The organism is Gordonia sp. i37, from assembly GCF_002043085.1.
GTDB classification, from domain to species: domain Bacteria; phylum Actinomycetota; class Actinomycetes; order Mycobacteriales; family Mycobacteriaceae; genus Gordonia; species Gordonia polyisoprenivorans.
On record NZ_MVPX01000435.1, the window covers coordinates 1 to 14,819 of the forward strand.

General features: G+C 68.1%; 16 protein-coding genes and 2 pseudogenes. 3 read left to right on the forward strand and 15 right to left on the reverse strand.

Going from position 1 to position 14,819, the window contains the following annotated elements; translation table 11 throughout:
- Positions 1 to 99: 99 nt before the first annotated feature.
- Entirely contained in the window at positions 100 to 228 is a 129-nt protein-coding gene (locus tag B1964_RS31465; protein ID WP_276113214.1) for a hypothetical protein, read from the reverse strand.
- Positions 229 to 549: 321 nt separating this feature from the next.
- Positions 550 to 1,740: pseudogene (locus B1964_RS21600) on the reverse strand (epoxide hydrolase family protein).
- Between the two features lie 96 nt (positions 1,741 to 1,836).
- Here B1964_RS21600 and B1964_RS21605 point away from each other — a divergent pair.
- Complete coding sequence (locus tag B1964_RS21605; protein WP_079931233.1) at positions 1,837 to 2,448, forward strand: TetR/AcrR family transcriptional regulator; 612 nt, start codon at positions 1,837 to 1,839, stop codon at positions 2,446 to 2,448.
- A 245-nt stretch (positions 2,449 to 2,693) separates the two neighbouring features.
- Here the strand turns inward: B1964_RS21605 and mnhG are convergent, their stop codons facing one another.
- From mnhG to B1964_RS21635, 6 genes are read right to left on the reverse strand one after another with little or no spacing between them, the layout of a single operon-like run.
- Positions 2,694 to 3,029, reverse strand: coding sequence for a monovalent cation/H(+) antiporter subunit G (gene mnhG / locus B1964_RS21610; protein WP_006372425.1), 336 nt, complete (start codon positions 3,027 to 3,029; stop codon positions 2,694 to 2,696).
- Positions 3,026 to 3,289, reverse strand: a complete 264-nt coding sequence (locus tag B1964_RS21615) for a monovalent cation/H+ antiporter complex subunit F (RefSeq protein ID WP_006372426.1) — start codon at positions 3,287 to 3,289, stop codon at positions 3,026 to 3,028. Before B1964_RS21615 ends, mnhG begins: the two co-directional genes overlap by 4 nt.
- Positions 3,286 to 4,089, reverse strand: a complete 804-nt coding sequence (locus B1964_RS21620; protein ID WP_079931226.1) for a Na+/H+ antiporter subunit E — start codon at positions 4,087 to 4,089, stop codon at positions 3,286 to 3,288. The genes B1964_RS21615 and B1964_RS21620 overlap by 4 nt, the downstream gene beginning before the upstream one ends.
- A complete protein-coding gene (locus B1964_RS21625; RefSeq protein ID WP_079931227.1) occupies positions 4,086 to 5,693 on the reverse strand; it encodes a Na+/H+ antiporter subunit D in 1,608 nt (535 codons plus the stop codon). Before B1964_RS21625 ends, B1964_RS21620 begins: the two co-directional genes overlap by 4 nt.
- Positions 5,690 to 6,346, reverse strand: a complete 657-nt coding sequence (locus B1964_RS21630; protein ID WP_006372429.1) for a Na(+)/H(+) antiporter subunit C — start codon at positions 6,344 to 6,346, stop codon at positions 5,690 to 5,692. Before B1964_RS21630 ends, B1964_RS21625 begins: the two co-directional genes overlap by 4 nt.
- Positions 6,343 to 9,264, reverse strand: coding sequence for a Na+/H+ antiporter subunit A (locus B1964_RS21635; protein ID WP_079931228.1), 2,922 nt, complete (start codon positions 9,262 to 9,264; stop codon positions 6,343 to 6,345). The genes B1964_RS21630 and B1964_RS21635 overlap by 4 nt, the downstream gene beginning before the upstream one ends.
- 147 nt (positions 9,265 to 9,411) lie before the next feature.
- Between B1964_RS21635 and B1964_RS21640 the strand changes: the two genes are divergently transcribed.
- Together B1964_RS21640 and B1964_RS21645 are read left to right on the forward strand one after the other, a co-directional pair.
- Entirely contained in the window at positions 9,412 to 9,828 is a 417-nt protein-coding gene (locus B1964_RS21640) for a hypothetical protein (RefSeq protein WP_253194110.1), read from the forward strand.
- A 148-nt stretch (positions 9,829 to 9,976) separates the two neighbouring features.
- Positions 9,977 to 10,477, forward strand: coding sequence for a hypothetical protein (locus B1964_RS21645; protein WP_079931230.1), 501 nt, complete (start codon positions 9,977 to 9,979; stop codon positions 10,475 to 10,477).
- Between the two features lie 31 nt (positions 10,478 to 10,508).
- On the opposite strand, the gene B1964_RS30740 is transcribed toward B1964_RS21645, so the two are convergent.
- The 7 genes and pseudogenes from B1964_RS30740 to B1964_RS21665 form a co-directional block, all read right to left on the reverse strand.
- Positions 10,509 to 11,111, reverse strand: coding sequence for a (2Fe-2S)-binding protein (locus B1964_RS30740; RefSeq protein ID WP_253194113.1), 603 nt, complete (start codon positions 11,109 to 11,111; stop codon positions 10,509 to 10,511).
- Positions 11,000 to 11,710: an FAD/NAD(P)-binding oxidoreductase gene (locus B1964_RS30745; RefSeq protein ID WP_253194114.1), complete on the reverse strand. Its 711-nt coding sequence runs from the start codon at positions 11,708 to 11,710 to the stop codon at positions 11,000 to 11,002. The genes B1964_RS30740 and B1964_RS30745 overlap by 112 nt, the downstream gene beginning before the upstream one ends.
- 149 nt (positions 11,711 to 11,859) lie before the next feature.
- Positions 11,860 to 11,943, reverse strand: a pseudogene (locus B1964_RS31590) (hypothetical protein); the annotation flags it as partial.
- The gene (locus tag B1964_RS21655) at positions 11,940 to 12,242 is read right to left on the reverse strand and encodes a (2Fe-2S)-binding protein (RefSeq protein WP_079931231.1); all 303 of its coding nucleotides are present in this window, start codon (positions 12,240 to 12,242) and stop codon (positions 11,940 to 11,942) included. The pseudogene B1964_RS31590 and the gene B1964_RS21655, both read right to left, overlap by 4 nt.
- The gene (locus tag B1964_RS31180; RefSeq protein ID WP_253194111.1) at positions 12,239 to 12,796 is read right to left on the reverse strand and encodes an FAD-binding oxidoreductase; all 558 of its coding nucleotides are present in this window, start codon (positions 12,794 to 12,796) and stop codon (positions 12,239 to 12,241) included. The genes B1964_RS21655 and B1964_RS31180 overlap by 4 nt, the downstream gene beginning before the upstream one ends.
- A complete protein-coding gene (locus tag B1964_RS31185; RefSeq protein WP_253194112.1) occupies positions 12,727 to 13,419 on the reverse strand; it encodes an FAD-dependent oxidoreductase in 693 nt (230 codons plus the stop codon). Before B1964_RS31185 ends, B1964_RS31180 begins: the two co-directional genes overlap by 70 nt.
- Positions 13,416 to 14,819, reverse strand: a 1,404-nt coding sequence (locus tag B1964_RS21665; RefSeq protein WP_079931232.1) for an aldehyde dehydrogenase (NADP(+)), incomplete at its 5' end; no start/stop codon positions are given. The genes B1964_RS21665 and B1964_RS31185, both read right to left, overlap by 4 nt.

The window sequence follows — 14,819 nt, forward strand, 5'->3', positions numbered from 1 at the left end:
AGCGCGGCACCAGTTATCAGCGGCAGCGGGCCGTGTACTCACAGACCCATGACATGCGTGACGTGGTGGCCTCGGTGGTGTCGGAGCTGGAGTGAGGGCTCACGCGAGCGCGTTCGGCGCAGCCAACTGGGGTCCGGTGCCCTCTCGTGCGGCGATCCACCCGTCGTGATCCCACTGCTCGGTGGCGCGCCGTCCGGCTGGGTAGTCCCAGTGTGATTCGCGTTCCACCTCGACGATTGCGCCCCCCGGGACCGACGGTGACCCAGTTGTAGGTTCCGTTGGGGTGCATGTGTTTGGCCCACTGCACCACGATCTCGACGTCGGTCCCGTCGACTGTCCGCCAGGTGCGGGTCTGGGTGTCGACGCGCATCGGACTCAGGTGTCGCGCATAGCGAGGGTCGAGGGCGGCGAAGACGTCGTGCGCGATGTGCTCGGCCAGTGTCGGGGAGGGCAGAGAACCGGTGATCCCCGGCAGGATTGCTGCGACACGAGCGTCGCATGCCTCCGATGCGTTCCTCAACGGGATTGGTGCGACCTCGGTGCGATACGTCACCTGAGCCGGGGGCAGGAACGTAGGCTGCGCAGCCCGGCGCGGATCTCGCGGACCAGGATCTCGGGTTGTTCGAGCGCGGCAAAGTGCCCTCCGTGTTCGGCTTCGCCATAGTGAACGAGGCTGCGATAGGTGTCCTCGATCCACGTCCGAGGCAGGCGTGGGATGTCCGCGGGAAAAACGGTCACCGCGACCGGGAGCGTCAGCGTCGGGCCCGCGAAGCCGGCCTAGCCGTTCTCCCAGTAGATTCGTCCGGACGATGCCGCACTGTTGGTGAGCCAGTAGAGCGAAATCACGTCGAGCATGTCATCGACGTCGAGGGCATCCTCCGCGAGTCCCTGATTGTCGGTCTTGGATTGGAACTTCTCGTAGATCCAGGCCGCCTGTCCGGCGGGGGAGTCCGCCAGTGCGAACCCGACGATCTCGGGCTTGGTGCGCTGAAGGTGGTTTGACCCGCCGAGGTTGTCGGCGTACATAGCGAGGCTCTCCACGGCGCGACGCTCGTCGGGTGACAGGATCTCGGGAATCGTGGTGGGGAAGGCATACTGGGTGTTCAGGTGAATTCCGAGGAGCCCTGTTGGTGCCATGGCCCCGAGTTCGGTGGTCACGACCGCCCCCCAATCACCGCCCTGCGCAGTCCATTCCGTGTAGTCCAAGCGCTTCATCAGTTCCGCCCACGCGTTCGCGATGCGTGAGACGTTCCACCCGGTCGTGCTCGGTTTGCCGGAGAACCCGAACCCGGGAAGGGAAGGGATGACGACGTCGAAGGCATCGGCGGCGTTCCCGCCGAAAGACTCGGGATCGGTCAATGGGCCGATCATCGCCAGGAAGTCCATGATCGAGCCCGGCCATCCGTGCGTCAGGATCAGCGGCATCGCATTCGCAACGGTCGATCGGACGTGGATGAAGTGGATGTCGAGCCCGTCGATCTCGGTCAGGAAGTGGGGGAACCGATTGAGCTCGGCTTCGAGGCGTTGCCAGTCGTAGCGGTGCTCCCAATGGTCGACCAGGGACCGGGCATTCTCCAGCCGAACCCCCTGTGACCAATCGCCAACCGTCTCCGTATCCGGCCATCGGGTCCGGGCGAGTCGGTGCTTCACATCATCGATCTCGGCATCGGAGAAGGAGACCGTGACCGGGCGTACGGCGGCCGCAGTGGTAGGCGGTGTGGTGGGTGTCAGTGCGGCCATGGCCATTCTCCTTGGGCGTCGAGGTGCAGTGAGATGTCTCGTTGCACACTGGTGTGCAACGTACTCCACTGCACACCAGTGTGCAAACATGGTGAGATGGCCCCTGACTCCTCGCGCGCGCGCTCGACAGCCGAGACGCGCGATCGCATCCTCGACGTCGCACTCGAAGTGCTGGGCGCCAACCCCGATGCCGGCATGGGTGAGATCGCCACGGCGGCAGGCGTTGTCCGACGAACGGTCTACGGCCACTTCCCCTCCCGGGTCGAACTCATCCGGACGCTCACCGGACGCGCCGTGACCGAGATGACCGCCGTGCTCGCCGACGTCGACGCCGCTGATGCGGATGCGGCATGGGCGGAATTCGTGTCCCGGCTCTGGCCGGTGGTGAATCGGTACCGAGTGCTGGTGGCGTTGCGTCGCGGCGAATACGGCGAAGCGATCCACGCCCTGCTCGGGCCTATCGACGAGCGGCTCGCCGACCTCGTCCAGCGTGGTCAGGACGCCGGTGTGTTTGCCCGGTACCTGCCTGCGAACCTGCTGAGTCAGGTCGCCTACGGAGCCGTCTTCGCCATCGCCGACGGTGACACGGCCAGGGGTGACACAGCCGGGGATGGCGCCGCAGCCGCCGCGATCACGAGTCTGCTGATGTTGGGTGTTTCTGAAGCCCGTGCGATCGCACTCGTCGACGGGATCGGCGCGGTGACGTGATCCCCCGAGCTGCCAATCCGCTCTGGCTCCGGGCCTCGGCAGTCAGCGAGACAGTAAGTTCGATATCCCTTCGTACACTTGTGTCCCGCTGGTCCGTTGATCCCGACCCCACTGTGCCGCGCCGATCGCCAACGCTCACCTCGCCGAGTGGGTACTGACGCTCTACACCGATCGAAGGGTGGAGTGGCAGGGTCGACGGACGGGGCAGATCATCGCCACCTACCCGCGGTGACGTTGCCTCACTGCTAATCCCGGTCGCCGCGCTCCATCTGGTCCCGCGACATCAGCCCGTCCTGGGCGCGTTGTTCTTGATAGACCAGACGGCCGATACGGTGGGCGACCACCGGTGCGGTGATGAGCGCGAACAGTCCGGCCAGGACCAGCATGCCCATGTCGACGTGTGTGCCGCCGATGCTGACCATTGCACCGATCAGCATCATCAACAGACCCAGGGTCTGGGGTTTGGTCGCCGAATGCATGCGCGAGAGCGTGTCGGGAAAGCGCAGGATGCCGATCGCGGCGGTGACCGCCATGAGCGCTCCGATGGTCAGGAAGACGGCACTGACGATGTCGGCGATCATGCTTGATCATCCCGAACTCGGAAACGGGCGATGGCCACCGACCCGACGAAGCTCACCAGCGACAGTGCCACGATGCCCGGCACCACCGTCGTGTCACCGCTGTAGGCCGTCCACGCCGCCAGCCCGCACATGCACAGGGCGATCAGTGCGTCGAGCGCGACCAGCCGATCGAGGGTGGTGGGCCCCAACAGGATTCGGGCCATCACCAGCACCGCGGAGATGAGTAGCGCGATCGCGATGAAGAACCACATGACGGTCATCGGCTGCTCCCGTCGCCGAGACCCTGGGCGCTCGCGCGGTCGGCGGGTCGCACGTGGTGGTAGTCGTCGTCGATGCCGTGATAGGGGCTCGGATGCCATTCACTGTCGCGCTCGAAGGCCTTGATGAACATCCGCTCCACGAAGGACACCTGCTTGTAGAACTGCCGGACCTTCTTGTCCGAGCGCACATCGAAGACGTGGACGTAGAGCATGCGACGGCGGTGATCGATCTCGAGCACCATCGTCCCGGGGACCAGGTTCAGGTAGTCCACGGCCAACGTCAGCACCATGTCGGATTTGATCGCGACACGCACCCGCATCACCGCGCCGAGGGGGGGTTTGCCCGGTCGGATGGCCACCCACGCCACCTGCGCGCTGGAGACGAAGAAGTCGACGATGAGCCGACCGATCAGTGCGAACACAGTCAACGGGTGGACACGGCCCTCGACGGGCACCCGCGGCAACGGCAGCAACACCCCGATCGCCACGGCCAACACGATGCCGGCGATGATGTTCGCCCAGGACACGGTGCCCCACAACAAGACCCACACGAACGTGAGCCACGCGATCGACCACAGGCGTACCGCGGCCTCGCGGCTGTCGTTGCCCAGCCATCGCGGGATGCGCAGCCGGTTGTGCAGCCACACCCACGCGCTGACCGTCGTCCAGGCGAAGAACAGCACCGAGTAGCGGGCGGTGTTGATCAGCAGTCGCTTGACCGGTCCCTTGCCGACGGGTTTGACCGGGGCGATGCGGTCGGGCCTGTTCTCACGCGGCTGCTTCTCATGTTTCTCACTCATCGGCCACTCCCGAGCACCGATCCGATGTAGACGTCGCGGTTCATGATGTCGGTCGCCGCGCGGTCGGTGAACCCGAAGATCGGGCCCGCCCAGATGGTCAGGGCGATCCCGGCGGCGACCATCAGCGCAGTGGGGACGACCATCGTGATCGGCATGCGGCCGACGTCCTCGCGGTCGTCGAAGGCGATGTCGGCGCTCTCGTCGATCAGTGCCGACGGTGCGCTGTCGGAGAGCTCGCCCTCGGGGGCATCGGCGCGCGGACGCCAGAATCCCTTGGTCCAGATACGGGCCACCACATAGAGGGTGAGCAAGCTGGTCACCACCGAACCGGCCACGAGTGCCCACGCGAGTACCGACCCGTTCTCGGTACCCGCCTGGATGAGTGCGACCTTGCCCAGGAAACCCGAGAACGGTGGAATACCACCGAGATTGAGTGCGGGGATCAAGAAGAGGGCCGCCAGCACCGGGCTGGCGATCAGCCCGCCGAGCCGGCGCAGCGAGGCCGACCCCGCCTGCCGTTCGATGAGTCCGACGACGAGGAACAGCGTCGTCTGCACCAGGATGTGGTGGGCGACGTAGTAGATCGCCGCACTCATCCCGAGTTCGGAGGACAGGGCGATACCGAACACCATGTAGCCGATGTGACTGACGAGCGTGAACGACAGCAATCGCTTGATGTCGGACTGCGCGATCGCACCGAGGATGCCGACGATCATCGTCAGCAGACCGGCGACGAGCAGGATCGGATCCATCGATCCGCCGGGGAACAGCAGGGTGTGGGTGCGCATGATCGCGTACACACCGACCTTGGTGAGCAGGCCGGCGAACACCGCGGTGACCGGCGCCGGGGCGGTGGGATAGGAGTCGGGCAGCCATGTCGAGAGCGGGAACACCGCGGCCTTGATCCCGAAGGCCACGAGCAGCACCGCATACAGCGCGTTGCGGGTGCCGTCGGGGACGTGATCGAGGCGTACCGCCATCTCGGCGAGATTGAGCGTGCCGGTGGTCGCATAGGCGAAGGCGATCCCCACCAGGAAGATCAGCGACGACACCATCGACACCATCACGTACGACGCGCCGGCCCGCACGCGATCGCCGGTGGCGCCGAGGGTGAGCAACACGAAGCTCGCGGCGAGCAGCACCTCGAAGGAGACGAACAGATTGAACAGGTCACCGGCGAGGAACGAATTGCACACGCCGGCACACAGGATCAGATAGGTCGGCAGGAACACCGACACCGGCTGTTCGGACGCACCGTCACGGATACCCTGGCCGATCGCGTAGACGACGACGCACAGCAGTACCAGCGTCGCCACCACCAGCATCAACGCCGCGAGCTGATCGACGACGAGCGTGATCCCGAACGGTCCGTTCGGATGGCCCTTGTCGTCCCAGCCACCGATCGCCAGCGAGTAGGTGCCGTGCGCATTGGTGAGGTAGAGCATCATGCACGACGCGACGAGTGTCACGATCAGCGCCGAGACGGTCACGATCCGCTGGAACAGCGGGTTGCGCCCGCGCAGCAACGTGAGAGCTGCCGCGAGCATCGGCGTCAGCGTCGGCAGGGTGATGAGCACCGGGAACCACGAGACCTGGGGGATCATGAACGTCCCCCGTCCGAGTCATCGCTGCTCGTGCCGTCGGAATTGCCGGTACCGCTTCCGCCCGGCTCCGCATAGGCCTCGCCGGTCTCGATGACGTCGACGACATCGGTGGCGAGTTCGTCGACGACGTCGGCGTCCTCGGGCATCAGGTCGGTTTCGATCCGTTCGCGGTGCAGCGCGATGTACTCCTCCTCGGTGAGTGGGTTGCCCTCGTCGTCGAAGAAGTCACCCGCACTGGTGTCGGCGCCGGTCACCGGGTCGTCGCTGCGGTCGCGGTCCGGGGCCGACTGCAGGGAGCTGGTGGCGACCTTGACGTCCTCGGTGTCGTCGTCGACGTCCTCGTCGCGGTTGAGCACGAACAGCCTGTACACCATGGCGAGGATGAACGCGGCCACACCCATCGTGATGACGATCGCGGTGAGCACCATCGCCTGGGCGAGCGGATCGGCGTCGTGCGGGCGGGCCTCGGAGGAGCGGCCCATGATCGGCGGATTGCCCATCCCGCCGGCCAGTACCAGGATCAGCAGGTTGACGCCGTTGCCCGCGACCAGCAGGCCCAGCAACATCCGCACCAGGCTGCGTTCCATCAGCAGGTAGGCACCGCAGGCGATCATGATCGCGATGACCACGAGCAGGCCGAGATTGACGCTCATCGGCCCGCACCTCCCGGACGCTCGCCGGCGTCCTGGCGGCGCAGCGGTCCGCTCGGGAAGCCGGCACCGCTCTCGACGTCGAGGCGGGCACCGAGACTGCGCAGCACGTCGAGCACCAGGCCGATCACGATCAGATAGATGCCGAGATCGAAGAACAGTGCGGTGACGAACTTGATGTCGCCGAGGACCGGCACGGTGATCTGGAAGACCGCCGACGACAACGCCGGGGCGCCGAGGAACATCGAGGTCACCGCGGTGGACGCCGAGATGAGCAGTCCGGCACCGAGGAAGGTACCCGGTTCCACAGGCAGCGCCTCACCGAGCTCGTAGCGTCCGCCCGCGAGATACCGCAGCACCAGCGCCAGACCCATCGTCAGACCACCGGCGAAGCCGCCGCCGGGCGAATTGTGGCCTGCGTAGAAGAAGTAGACCGAGAGCACCACCATCGTCGGGAAGATGAGGCGGGTTGTCGCCTCGAGCACCATCGACCGGTGGCGCGGGTCGCGGAACTCGCTGCCCAAGAGCCACGTCGTGCGGTCGGGTGGGATCGGATCGTCGTCGTCATCGGTGGTGATGCCGAAGTGTCGGGCGGCGTCGGCCACCCGCGGCGCAGCACCGAAGCGGCGATTGCGGAACACCATCGACGCGACGCCGGTGGCGGCGACGATCAGCACCGACACCTCGCCGAGGGTGTCCCACGCGCGGGTGTCGACGAGGAGCACGTTGACGGCGTTGGCGCCGTGCCCGAACTTGTAGGCGACCTCGGGAATCGAGATGCTGACCGGCTGGGCCGAGCGCGCGGCGGCGGCGAACATGCCGATCACCACGATCGAGACACCCAGCGCCAGACCGATCGCCGCCCGCAGCGGTTTGAACCCGGTCGCATGCCGCGGCTCGGGTTCGGCAGGCAGCTTGCGCAGCACCAGCACGAAGATCACCAGGGTCAGCGTCTCCACCAGGAATTGGGTGAGCGCGAGGTCGGGGGCACCGTACAGCGCGAACAGCATGCCGCATCCGTAACCGGTCACCCCGACCACCAGGGTCGCGGCCAGCCGGTTGCGCAGGATCACCGTCGCCAGCGCCGCCGCCGCCATGATCACCGCGATGACGGCTTGGGTCATCGAGTCGAAACCGTTGGGCTCCAAGGTGTTCCGATTACCGAGGAACAGCATCACGGTGGGCAGGATGATCATCGTCGACAAGATCACGCCCTGGGTCACCGGCAGCGAGCCGCGCTGGGTGTTGCGGGTCAGCAACAGCGACAGCGTGTCGGCGCCACGCAGGGTGGCGTCGTAGATGCGGTCGGCGTTGATCAGCGGGCGCGAGCCGAACACCACGTCGCGTAGGCGCCGCAACACCAGGAACAGCACCGCACCGCCGAGAACGACGATGACCGAGAACACCACCGGCAGCCCGAAACCGTGCCACAACGCGAGGTGCTCGAGCTCGTGACCGTAGGCGGGCAGCGACTCGGCGTACGGCTCGAACCAGTGGCCGAGCCATCCGCTCCAGAATCCGGCGATGACGCCCAGCGCGGCCAGCAGCAGCGGCGAGAGCAGGAACATCGGCGACGGTGGGTGCATCTTGGCGACGGCCCGGGTCGGCAGCCTACGGACCTTGCGTCCGAACGCGCCCCAGAGGAAGCGGCACGTGTAGGCGAAGGTGATCACCGAGCCGACGAGCAACACGATGTCGACGGTCTCGGCCTGCCACGGTTGCAGCGACCCGGTCTCCCAGACGGTGCCGAACGCCGTCTCCTTGCCGACGAAGCCGAGCGTGAACGGCAACCCCGCCATGCTCGCCCCGGCCACCGCGGCGATCGCCGCCAGGACCGGCAGTCGATGGCCGAGGCGGGCCAGCTTGCGGATGTCACGGGTTCCGGTGGCGTGGTCGATGATGCCGACCACCATGAACAACGACGCCTTGAACAGGGCGTGTGCGACCAGCATCGCCAAGCCGGCCATCGCCACGTTCGCGTCGCCCATACCCATCAGCACCGCCATGAACCCGAGCTGGGAGACGGTGCCGAAGGCCAGCACGAGCTTGAGGTCGAGTTCACGCATCGAGCGCCAGCCGCCGAGGAGCATGGTGAACGAGCCGAGGCCGATGACCATGATCTGCCAGCTCGGCAGCGGCGCGAACGCCGGTGCGAGACGACCGATGAGATAGATGCCGGCCTTGACCATCGCCGCGGCGTGCAGGTAGGCGCTGACCGGGGTGGGGGCGGCCATCGCACCGGGCAGCCAGAAGTGGAACGGCACGATCGCCGACTTGCTCAGCGCGCCGACGAGTAGCAACACCACCGCGACCTCGACGTAGACCCCCGCGGCCGGTGGGTGGGCGAGCAGATCGCTGAGCAGGTAGCTGCCGGTCCGTTCGCCGAGCATGATGATGCCGACGAGCATCGCCAACCCGCCCAGCGTGGTCACCAGCAGTGCCTGCGTCGCCGAGCGCCGCGAGGTCGCACGGATGCGGTAGTAGCCGACGAGCATGAACGACAGAACGGTCGTCAGCTCCCAGAAGATGTAGAGGACCAGCATGTTGTCGCTGGTGACGAGACCGAACATGGCCGCGGCGAAGGCGACCATCTCGCCGCCGAACACCGCGACGCGTGGTCGCGCGTCGTCGAAGTAGTGGGCGCAGTAGCAGATGACCAGGGTGCCGACGCCGAGGATCAGCACCGACAGGATCGCCGCGAGCGAGTCCATCCGCATCACGATGTTCATGTGCAGCGACGGCACCCACTGCAGCGTCTGGACCTCGGGTGCGCGGTCGGAATCCGGCCAATGCGTCAACACCCAGAGCAGCCCGCCGAACGGGGCGAGCGCGACGACGTAGAAGCCCTTGGTGCCGATCCAGCGGATGATCCCGGGTGCCACGAGCGCGCTCAGTGCCAGGGCGATCAGCACAGTGAGCAAGGGGGCGCACTCCGTCTCTGGTCGGTGGGCGGGGTGGTCACGGGGTTGCGGGTCGCGGTCGCGGTGATCGCCGATCGGACGCGATCACGCGCCTGTCCCGGTGTGTCACCGGACGAGACCGGCGTTGTCTATCTTACCGTTGCGGGCATGCCCCGGTTCGACAGAGTCGCGGCGACGGTCCTTGCTGTGGTCGTCGCCACTGTGCTGATGCTGTTCGCGGCAGGGTGCTCCGACGATGCGCCCGCTCAGCGCGAGGGACTGCCGAAGGATTTCCCGTCGTCGCAGGTCCCGCTGATCGACGGGCACGTCATCTCCGGTGACGGCACCACCGATGAGTGGAATGTGGTGGTGCAGGCACCGGCGAATGCGGGCAACCCGATCGACAGGGCCGTCCGGGCGCTCACCGACGCCGGGTACCAGGAGGATGGTCGCGACAGCGTGGGCGGACAAACCGTGGTGCGGCTCTCGGCGTCCAAGGACGGCAAGACCTACTGGGTGACCGTCGGCATCACCTCGCAGGCCGCCGCCGGGGGGACGTCGGTTTTCTATCACGTCTCGACGTAGCCGCACCGCGACGGTTTCACAGTCGACTCACAGCGATCGGGCAGCCCCGACCAAGCGGACGTCGGCACCGTGGAGTCACTTCCATCCGGCCCCCGACAGCGCGTGTCAGACGCGCCCCCGGGCAGACCCGCGAAAGCGAGAGTGACTCATGTCGGCTCCCGACACCACGACCCAGGCCCACGTGCCCGACCCGAACGAGGGCGATGCCCCGACAATTCCGGTGAGCCGGCCCGCTCCGGCTACCGAACCCGCGGCGGCAGCCCAGCCCGCGGCAGCGGGCGGCCCGGGGATCCCGTCGAAGACCAAGAACGCGATCATCGCCGGCGGCATCGGACTCGCGGTGGGATTCGGGCTCCTCGGCTTCGGCGCCGGCTACGTCGTCGGCGACTCCGGGTCGTCGACCACCCAGCAGCAATTCCCCGGTGGTGGCAACGGCCAGTTCCCGGGTGGGGGCACGAATGGTGGTGGAATGAACGGCGGTGGCATGAACGGTCAGATGCCGGGCGGCGGCAACGGTCAGTTCCCCGGCGGCGGCAATGGCCAGATGCCGGGTGGAACCCAGAACGGTCAGACGCCGGGCCAGCAGAACGGTCAGACGCCGGGCGGTCAGACGGCTGCGCCCACCCAGACGCAGTCGCAGACCAGTTGATCCGGCGGGCGGCTCCCGGTCCGTGCGGTGACTATCTCCCGTCGTGACCGGCGAGCTCGCCGAGTCGGATCGGTTGGGCAATGGGCCGATTCTGCGGTGTGGCCGCGGGTAGGCCGGAGGCAACCGTGCGGTCGGCGGCCCGCCGGCCGCAGATCGCGTCGACGTTGGCGCCGCAGAATCGTGCCTGGCACGGGCCGAGGCCGGCGCGGGTGTTCAGGCGGGTGGCGCGCGCGGAGTCCTCGGCACTGTGTGCCCCACGCAGTTGCCCGAGGGTGGTGGCCTCGCACCGGCAGACGACGGTGGTGTCCTCCAGCCACGTCTGCCAGCCGTCACCGATCGGGTGGGCGGTGGCCAACCGTGTCGAGAAATGGTGCGCTGCAACGCGTGCACGCGACGTGCGGGCGGTGATGAGGTCGGCGCGACCGGCGGCGGCATACCCGGCGACCACGCCCTCGGCATGAGCCGCGGCCGCGCCACCGATGCCCGTGACCTCACCGGCCGCATAGACCGCCGGCGCCGACGTCAACTGGTTGTCGTCGACGCCGACGAAGGTTCCACCCGTGACCTCGACGGAGGCGCGGCCGGCCGCGGTGGCCAATTCCAGCGACGGGGTGAAACCGTGTCCGACGCAGATGGTGTCGACCTCGATCTCGCGTTCGGTGCCGGGGATCGGGTCCAGTCGGCGTCGAGGCGGGCGATGACCGCCCCCTCCACGCGAGAATCGCCGAGTGCGCGGATCACCGCCTGGCCACCGCGAATCGGGATGCGGTGCGCGAGCAGATGGCGGCCGTAGTGCACGAGGTCGCGGGCCTTGCCGGTCTGTGCGAGGAGTCGTTGCGGGTGCGCGCTCCAGCCGCGTGCGATGGTCCCGATGCCGTTGGCCTCCAACACCTCTGTGACCTCGGTGCCCACCGACGACAACGACTCGGCGACCGGTAGCAGGAACGGGCCGGTCCCGGAGATCACGGCGCGGCGTCCGAGTGCCACCCGTTCGGTCCGGGCGAGGGTTTGCGCGGCGCCCGCGGTGTACACCCCGGGCAGGGTCCATCCGGGGAATGGCAGCACGCGGTCGTGGGCTCCGGTGGCGAGGATCAGCGCGTCGGGTTCGAGTATCGAGCGGGTGCGGTCGGGGGCATCGACGCCGCCGGTGAGCAGGTGCAGGCGCGGCGCCCCACGGCCTGGTCGTGCGTCGACATCACGTCGTTCCAGCAGGAACACAACGGTATTCGACATCCACTTGCATGCCGGGTGTCCGAGGACGTGATCGCGGCGCCGCCGGTACGCGTCCCACTCGTGTCCGACGACGTCGGGCCGGGTGGCGCGGTAGGCGGCGGGCAGTTCCCGGTGGTACTGGCCACCGGGGGGGCGTTGAGGTCGACCAGGGTGACGGTGGCGCCGGCGTGCAGGGCGGATTCGGCGGCGGCCAAGCCCGCGGGCCCGGCACCGATGACGGCCACGTGGGTCATGAGTTCCCTCTCGTTTGGACGGTGACGACGTCACCGTCGGCGACGCGACGTCGGCACAGCCGAACATCGCTGTGCCCGTTGACCGTTGCCACGCAGTCGAAGCAGGCGCCGATTCCGCAGAACAGTCCGCGCGGGGTGCCGTCGCCGGCCGTGCGCCACGCGGTGATGCCGTTGCCGAGGAGGACTCCGGCCAGGGTTTGTCCGGTGATGCCGTGCAGGGTGGCGCCGTCGACGGTGACGGTGATCGCCTCGTCGGTGCGCCCGATCGGGTCGTCGGTCGGTAAGAGCCGGCCGCTCATGATGCCGTCTCCATCGCCGCGGTGAGGATTGCCGGACGATCGACACGAAAGTCGTTGTCGGGCAGGGGAGTGGGATGTCCGAGGAGTTGGGCGCGTAGCTGTACGGCGGTACCCAGACACAGTCCGATGCCGGCACCCTCGTGTCCGGTGGCGTGCCACAGTCCGGGGAGTCGAGGGTCGGGTCCGATGACCGGCAGGTGGTCGTCGACGTAGGGACGGAAGCCGCCGTAGCATCGCATGATCTCGACGTCGGCGAGCCCGGGGAACAGTCGGATCGCCTTGCGCGCCATGCCATCGAGGCTGTCGAGCCGGATGCCGGTGTCCAGCGGGGCCCGCCGCCGCGACGAGCCGATGAGGATCGGACCCGCGGCGGTCGACTCGACCACCGCTGAGGTCTGCAGGTCGGCATCGCCGCTGCCGACCGCCCCGACGTAATCGGCGTCGTAGACCTTGTGGAACACCGTCGGCGGTTGCGGGGTGGTGATCAGGACGCACCGCGTCGAGGCTTCACCGCGATCGGTGCGCCGAGTCGGTTCGACACGTCGGCGGCCCACGGGACGGCACAGTTGATCACCACATCCGCGTCGATGCGGCCGGTGATGGTGTCGATACCGACGATGCGGCCGTGTGCGACGACGGGCGCGAGCACTTCGGTGCCGACGCGGACGCGGGCACCGAATCCCTTGGCGCTGAACAACAGTGCATGGGCGGCGCCGACCGGCTGCACCTGGGCGTCCTCGGGATAGAGGAAGGCGGACGCGAGATCGCGGGTGAGATGGGGTTCGGCCTCGTGCGCCTCGGCGTGCGACAGCGCGGTGGCGTCGACGCCGGCCAGTCGCTGACGCGCGGCGAAGTCGGTCAGCGACTGCGCTCCGGCATCGGTCGTCGCCACGACGATGCCACCCTTCGGCTCGAACTCGATCAGCCGTCCCATCTGTGTGCCGCACTGCTCGTCGATCTCGTCGATGGTCGACGGCCACAGCGTCCGGGACAGTTGTGCCAGTGCGAGTTCGGGGCCCGGGCCCTTGTCGGACACGAGAACGTTACCCTCGCCGTGCGCGGTCGTTCCGGCGCCGGGCGCGCCGCGATCGATGACCTCCACATCGAGCCCGTGGCGCGCCAGCTCCCGGGTCAGAGCGCATCCGATGATGCCCGCACCGACGATGACAGCCTTCATCTGAAGGACTCCGGGTCGGCTCCCGCACCGGGACGCAACTCCTGGGGGAGCAGTCCGGCGGGGAAATTCTGGTAGGTGACCGGCCGCAGGAATCGCGCAATCGCGTTGGCGCCCACCGAGGTGGTGTGGATGGCGGTGCTCGCCGGGTACGGGCCGCCGTGATGCTGTGCGTCGGTGACGGACACACCCGTCGGCCACTGATTCCACAGCAGTCGGCCGGCCGTGCGAGCGAGAATGCCGGTCAGTGACTGCATGTCGTCGCCGACGTCGGAGTCCTCGCCCTGCACCGTCGCGGTGAGCTGGCCGGGCAGTGCGTCGGCAAGCGCCGTGAGTTCGGCGGCATCGGCGTAGGTCACGATGACCGACGACGGCCCGAAACACTCCTGCAGCAACGTCTCCGGGTCGTCGAGGACGCGTGCGGCGGTGGTGCGGTGCAGTTGCACGGCGGCGGTGAGAGCATCGTCGCCGTCGACGCTGTGCAGGGTGCTCACGCCGTCGAGGGCGGTGACCTCGGTCACCGCACGATCGAAGCCCGCGCGCATCGACGCGGTGAGCATCGGTGCCGGGTCGGGCAGAGTGGCCCGCTCGAGGGCGGCAAGCGTCGCCGAGCCGTCGGGGACGATGAGAAGCCCTGGGCTGGTGCAGAACTGACCCATGCCGAGGGTGAACGACGCCACGTACTGTTCGGCGATCTCGGCGCCGCGTGCGCGGTCGGCGGCGGCGGTGACGAACACCGGGTTCACACTGCCCAGCTCGCCGAAGAACTGGATCGGGTCCGGACGCGACGACGCGATGTCGAACAGGGCGCGCCCACCGCGGGTGGAGCCGGTGAAGGTTGCCGCCCGTACCCGCGGATCGGTCAGTGCGGTGATTCCGGCGTCGACCCCGGAGATCGTGCCGAACACGCCGTCGGGGGCGCCGGCGCCGTGCAGGGCGGTCGTCATGAGGTCGCCGATGCGTACCGAGAGCCGCGGATGGCCGGGATGGATCTTGACCACCACCGGGCAGCCGGCAGCCAGCGCCGAGGCCGTGTCTCCGCCCGGGACGCTGAATGCGAACGGGAAGTTGCCCGCCGCGAAGTTGAGGACGACACCGAGCGGCAGGTGCGTGCGGCGCAGATCGGGCCGCGGGGCGCCCATCGGCCAGTCGGGGTCGGCGTGATCGACGATCGGGTCGAGGTGCCGGCCGGCGGCGACGTACTCGCCGAGATAGCGCAGTTGGAAGGTGGTGCGGACGAGTTCGCCGCGCAGGCGTCCGAGGGGTAGGTGGGACTCCTCGGCGGCCAGGTCGATCAGTTCCTCGCCGTGCGCGTCGAGGACGTCGGCAACGTGCGTCAGGGCGCGGGCGCGGTCGGCCGCGCCGGTGGCGGCCCAGGCGGTGGCGGCGCCGTGGGCGGCCGA

What these genes read in the sequence shown, in the direction of transcription:
- B1964_RS21605 (WP_079931233.1), top strand. Translation starts at nt 1,837, where the DNA reads ATGGCCCCTGACTCCTCGCGCGCGCGCTCGACAGCCGAGACGCGCGAT.
- mnhG (WP_006372425.1), bottom strand. Translation starts at nt 3,029, where the DNA reads ATGATCGCCGACATCGTCAGTGCCGTCTTCCTGACCATCGGAGCGCTC.
- B1964_RS21615 (WP_006372426.1), bottom strand. Translation starts at nt 3,289, where the DNA reads ATGACCGTCATGTGGTTCTTCATCGCGATCGCGCTACTCATCTCCGCG.
- B1964_RS21620 (WP_079931226.1), bottom strand. Translation starts at nt 4,089, where the DNA reads ATGAGTGAGAAACATGAGAAGCAGCCGCGTGAGAACAGGCCCGACCGC.
- B1964_RS21625 (WP_079931227.1), bottom strand. Translation starts at nt 5,693, where the DNA reads ATGATCCCCCAGGTCTCGTGGTTCCCGGTGCTCATCACCCTGCCGACG.
- B1964_RS21630 (WP_006372429.1), bottom strand. Translation starts at nt 6,346, where the DNA reads ATGAGCGTCAATCTCGGCCTGCTCGTGGTCATCGCGATCATGATCGCC.
- B1964_RS21640 (WP_253194110.1), top strand. Translation starts at nt 9,412, where the DNA reads ATGCCCCGGTTCGACAGAGTCGCGGCGACGGTCCTTGCTGTGGTCGTC.
- B1964_RS21645 (WP_079931230.1), top strand. Translation starts at nt 9,977, where the DNA reads ATGTCGGCTCCCGACACCACGACCCAGGCCCACGTGCCCGACCCGAAC.
- B1964_RS30745 (WP_253194114.1), bottom strand. Translation starts at nt 11,710, where the DNA reads ATGTCGAATACCGTTGTGTTCCTGCTGGAACGACGTGATGTCGACGCA.
- B1964_RS21655 (WP_079931231.1), bottom strand. Translation starts at nt 12,242, where the DNA reads ATGAGCGGCCGGCTCTTACCGACCGACGACCCGATCGGGCGCACCGAC.
- B1964_RS31185 (WP_253194112.1), bottom strand. Translation starts at nt 13,419, where the DNA reads ATGAAGGCTGTCATCGTCGGTGCGGGCATCATCGGATGCGCTCTGACC.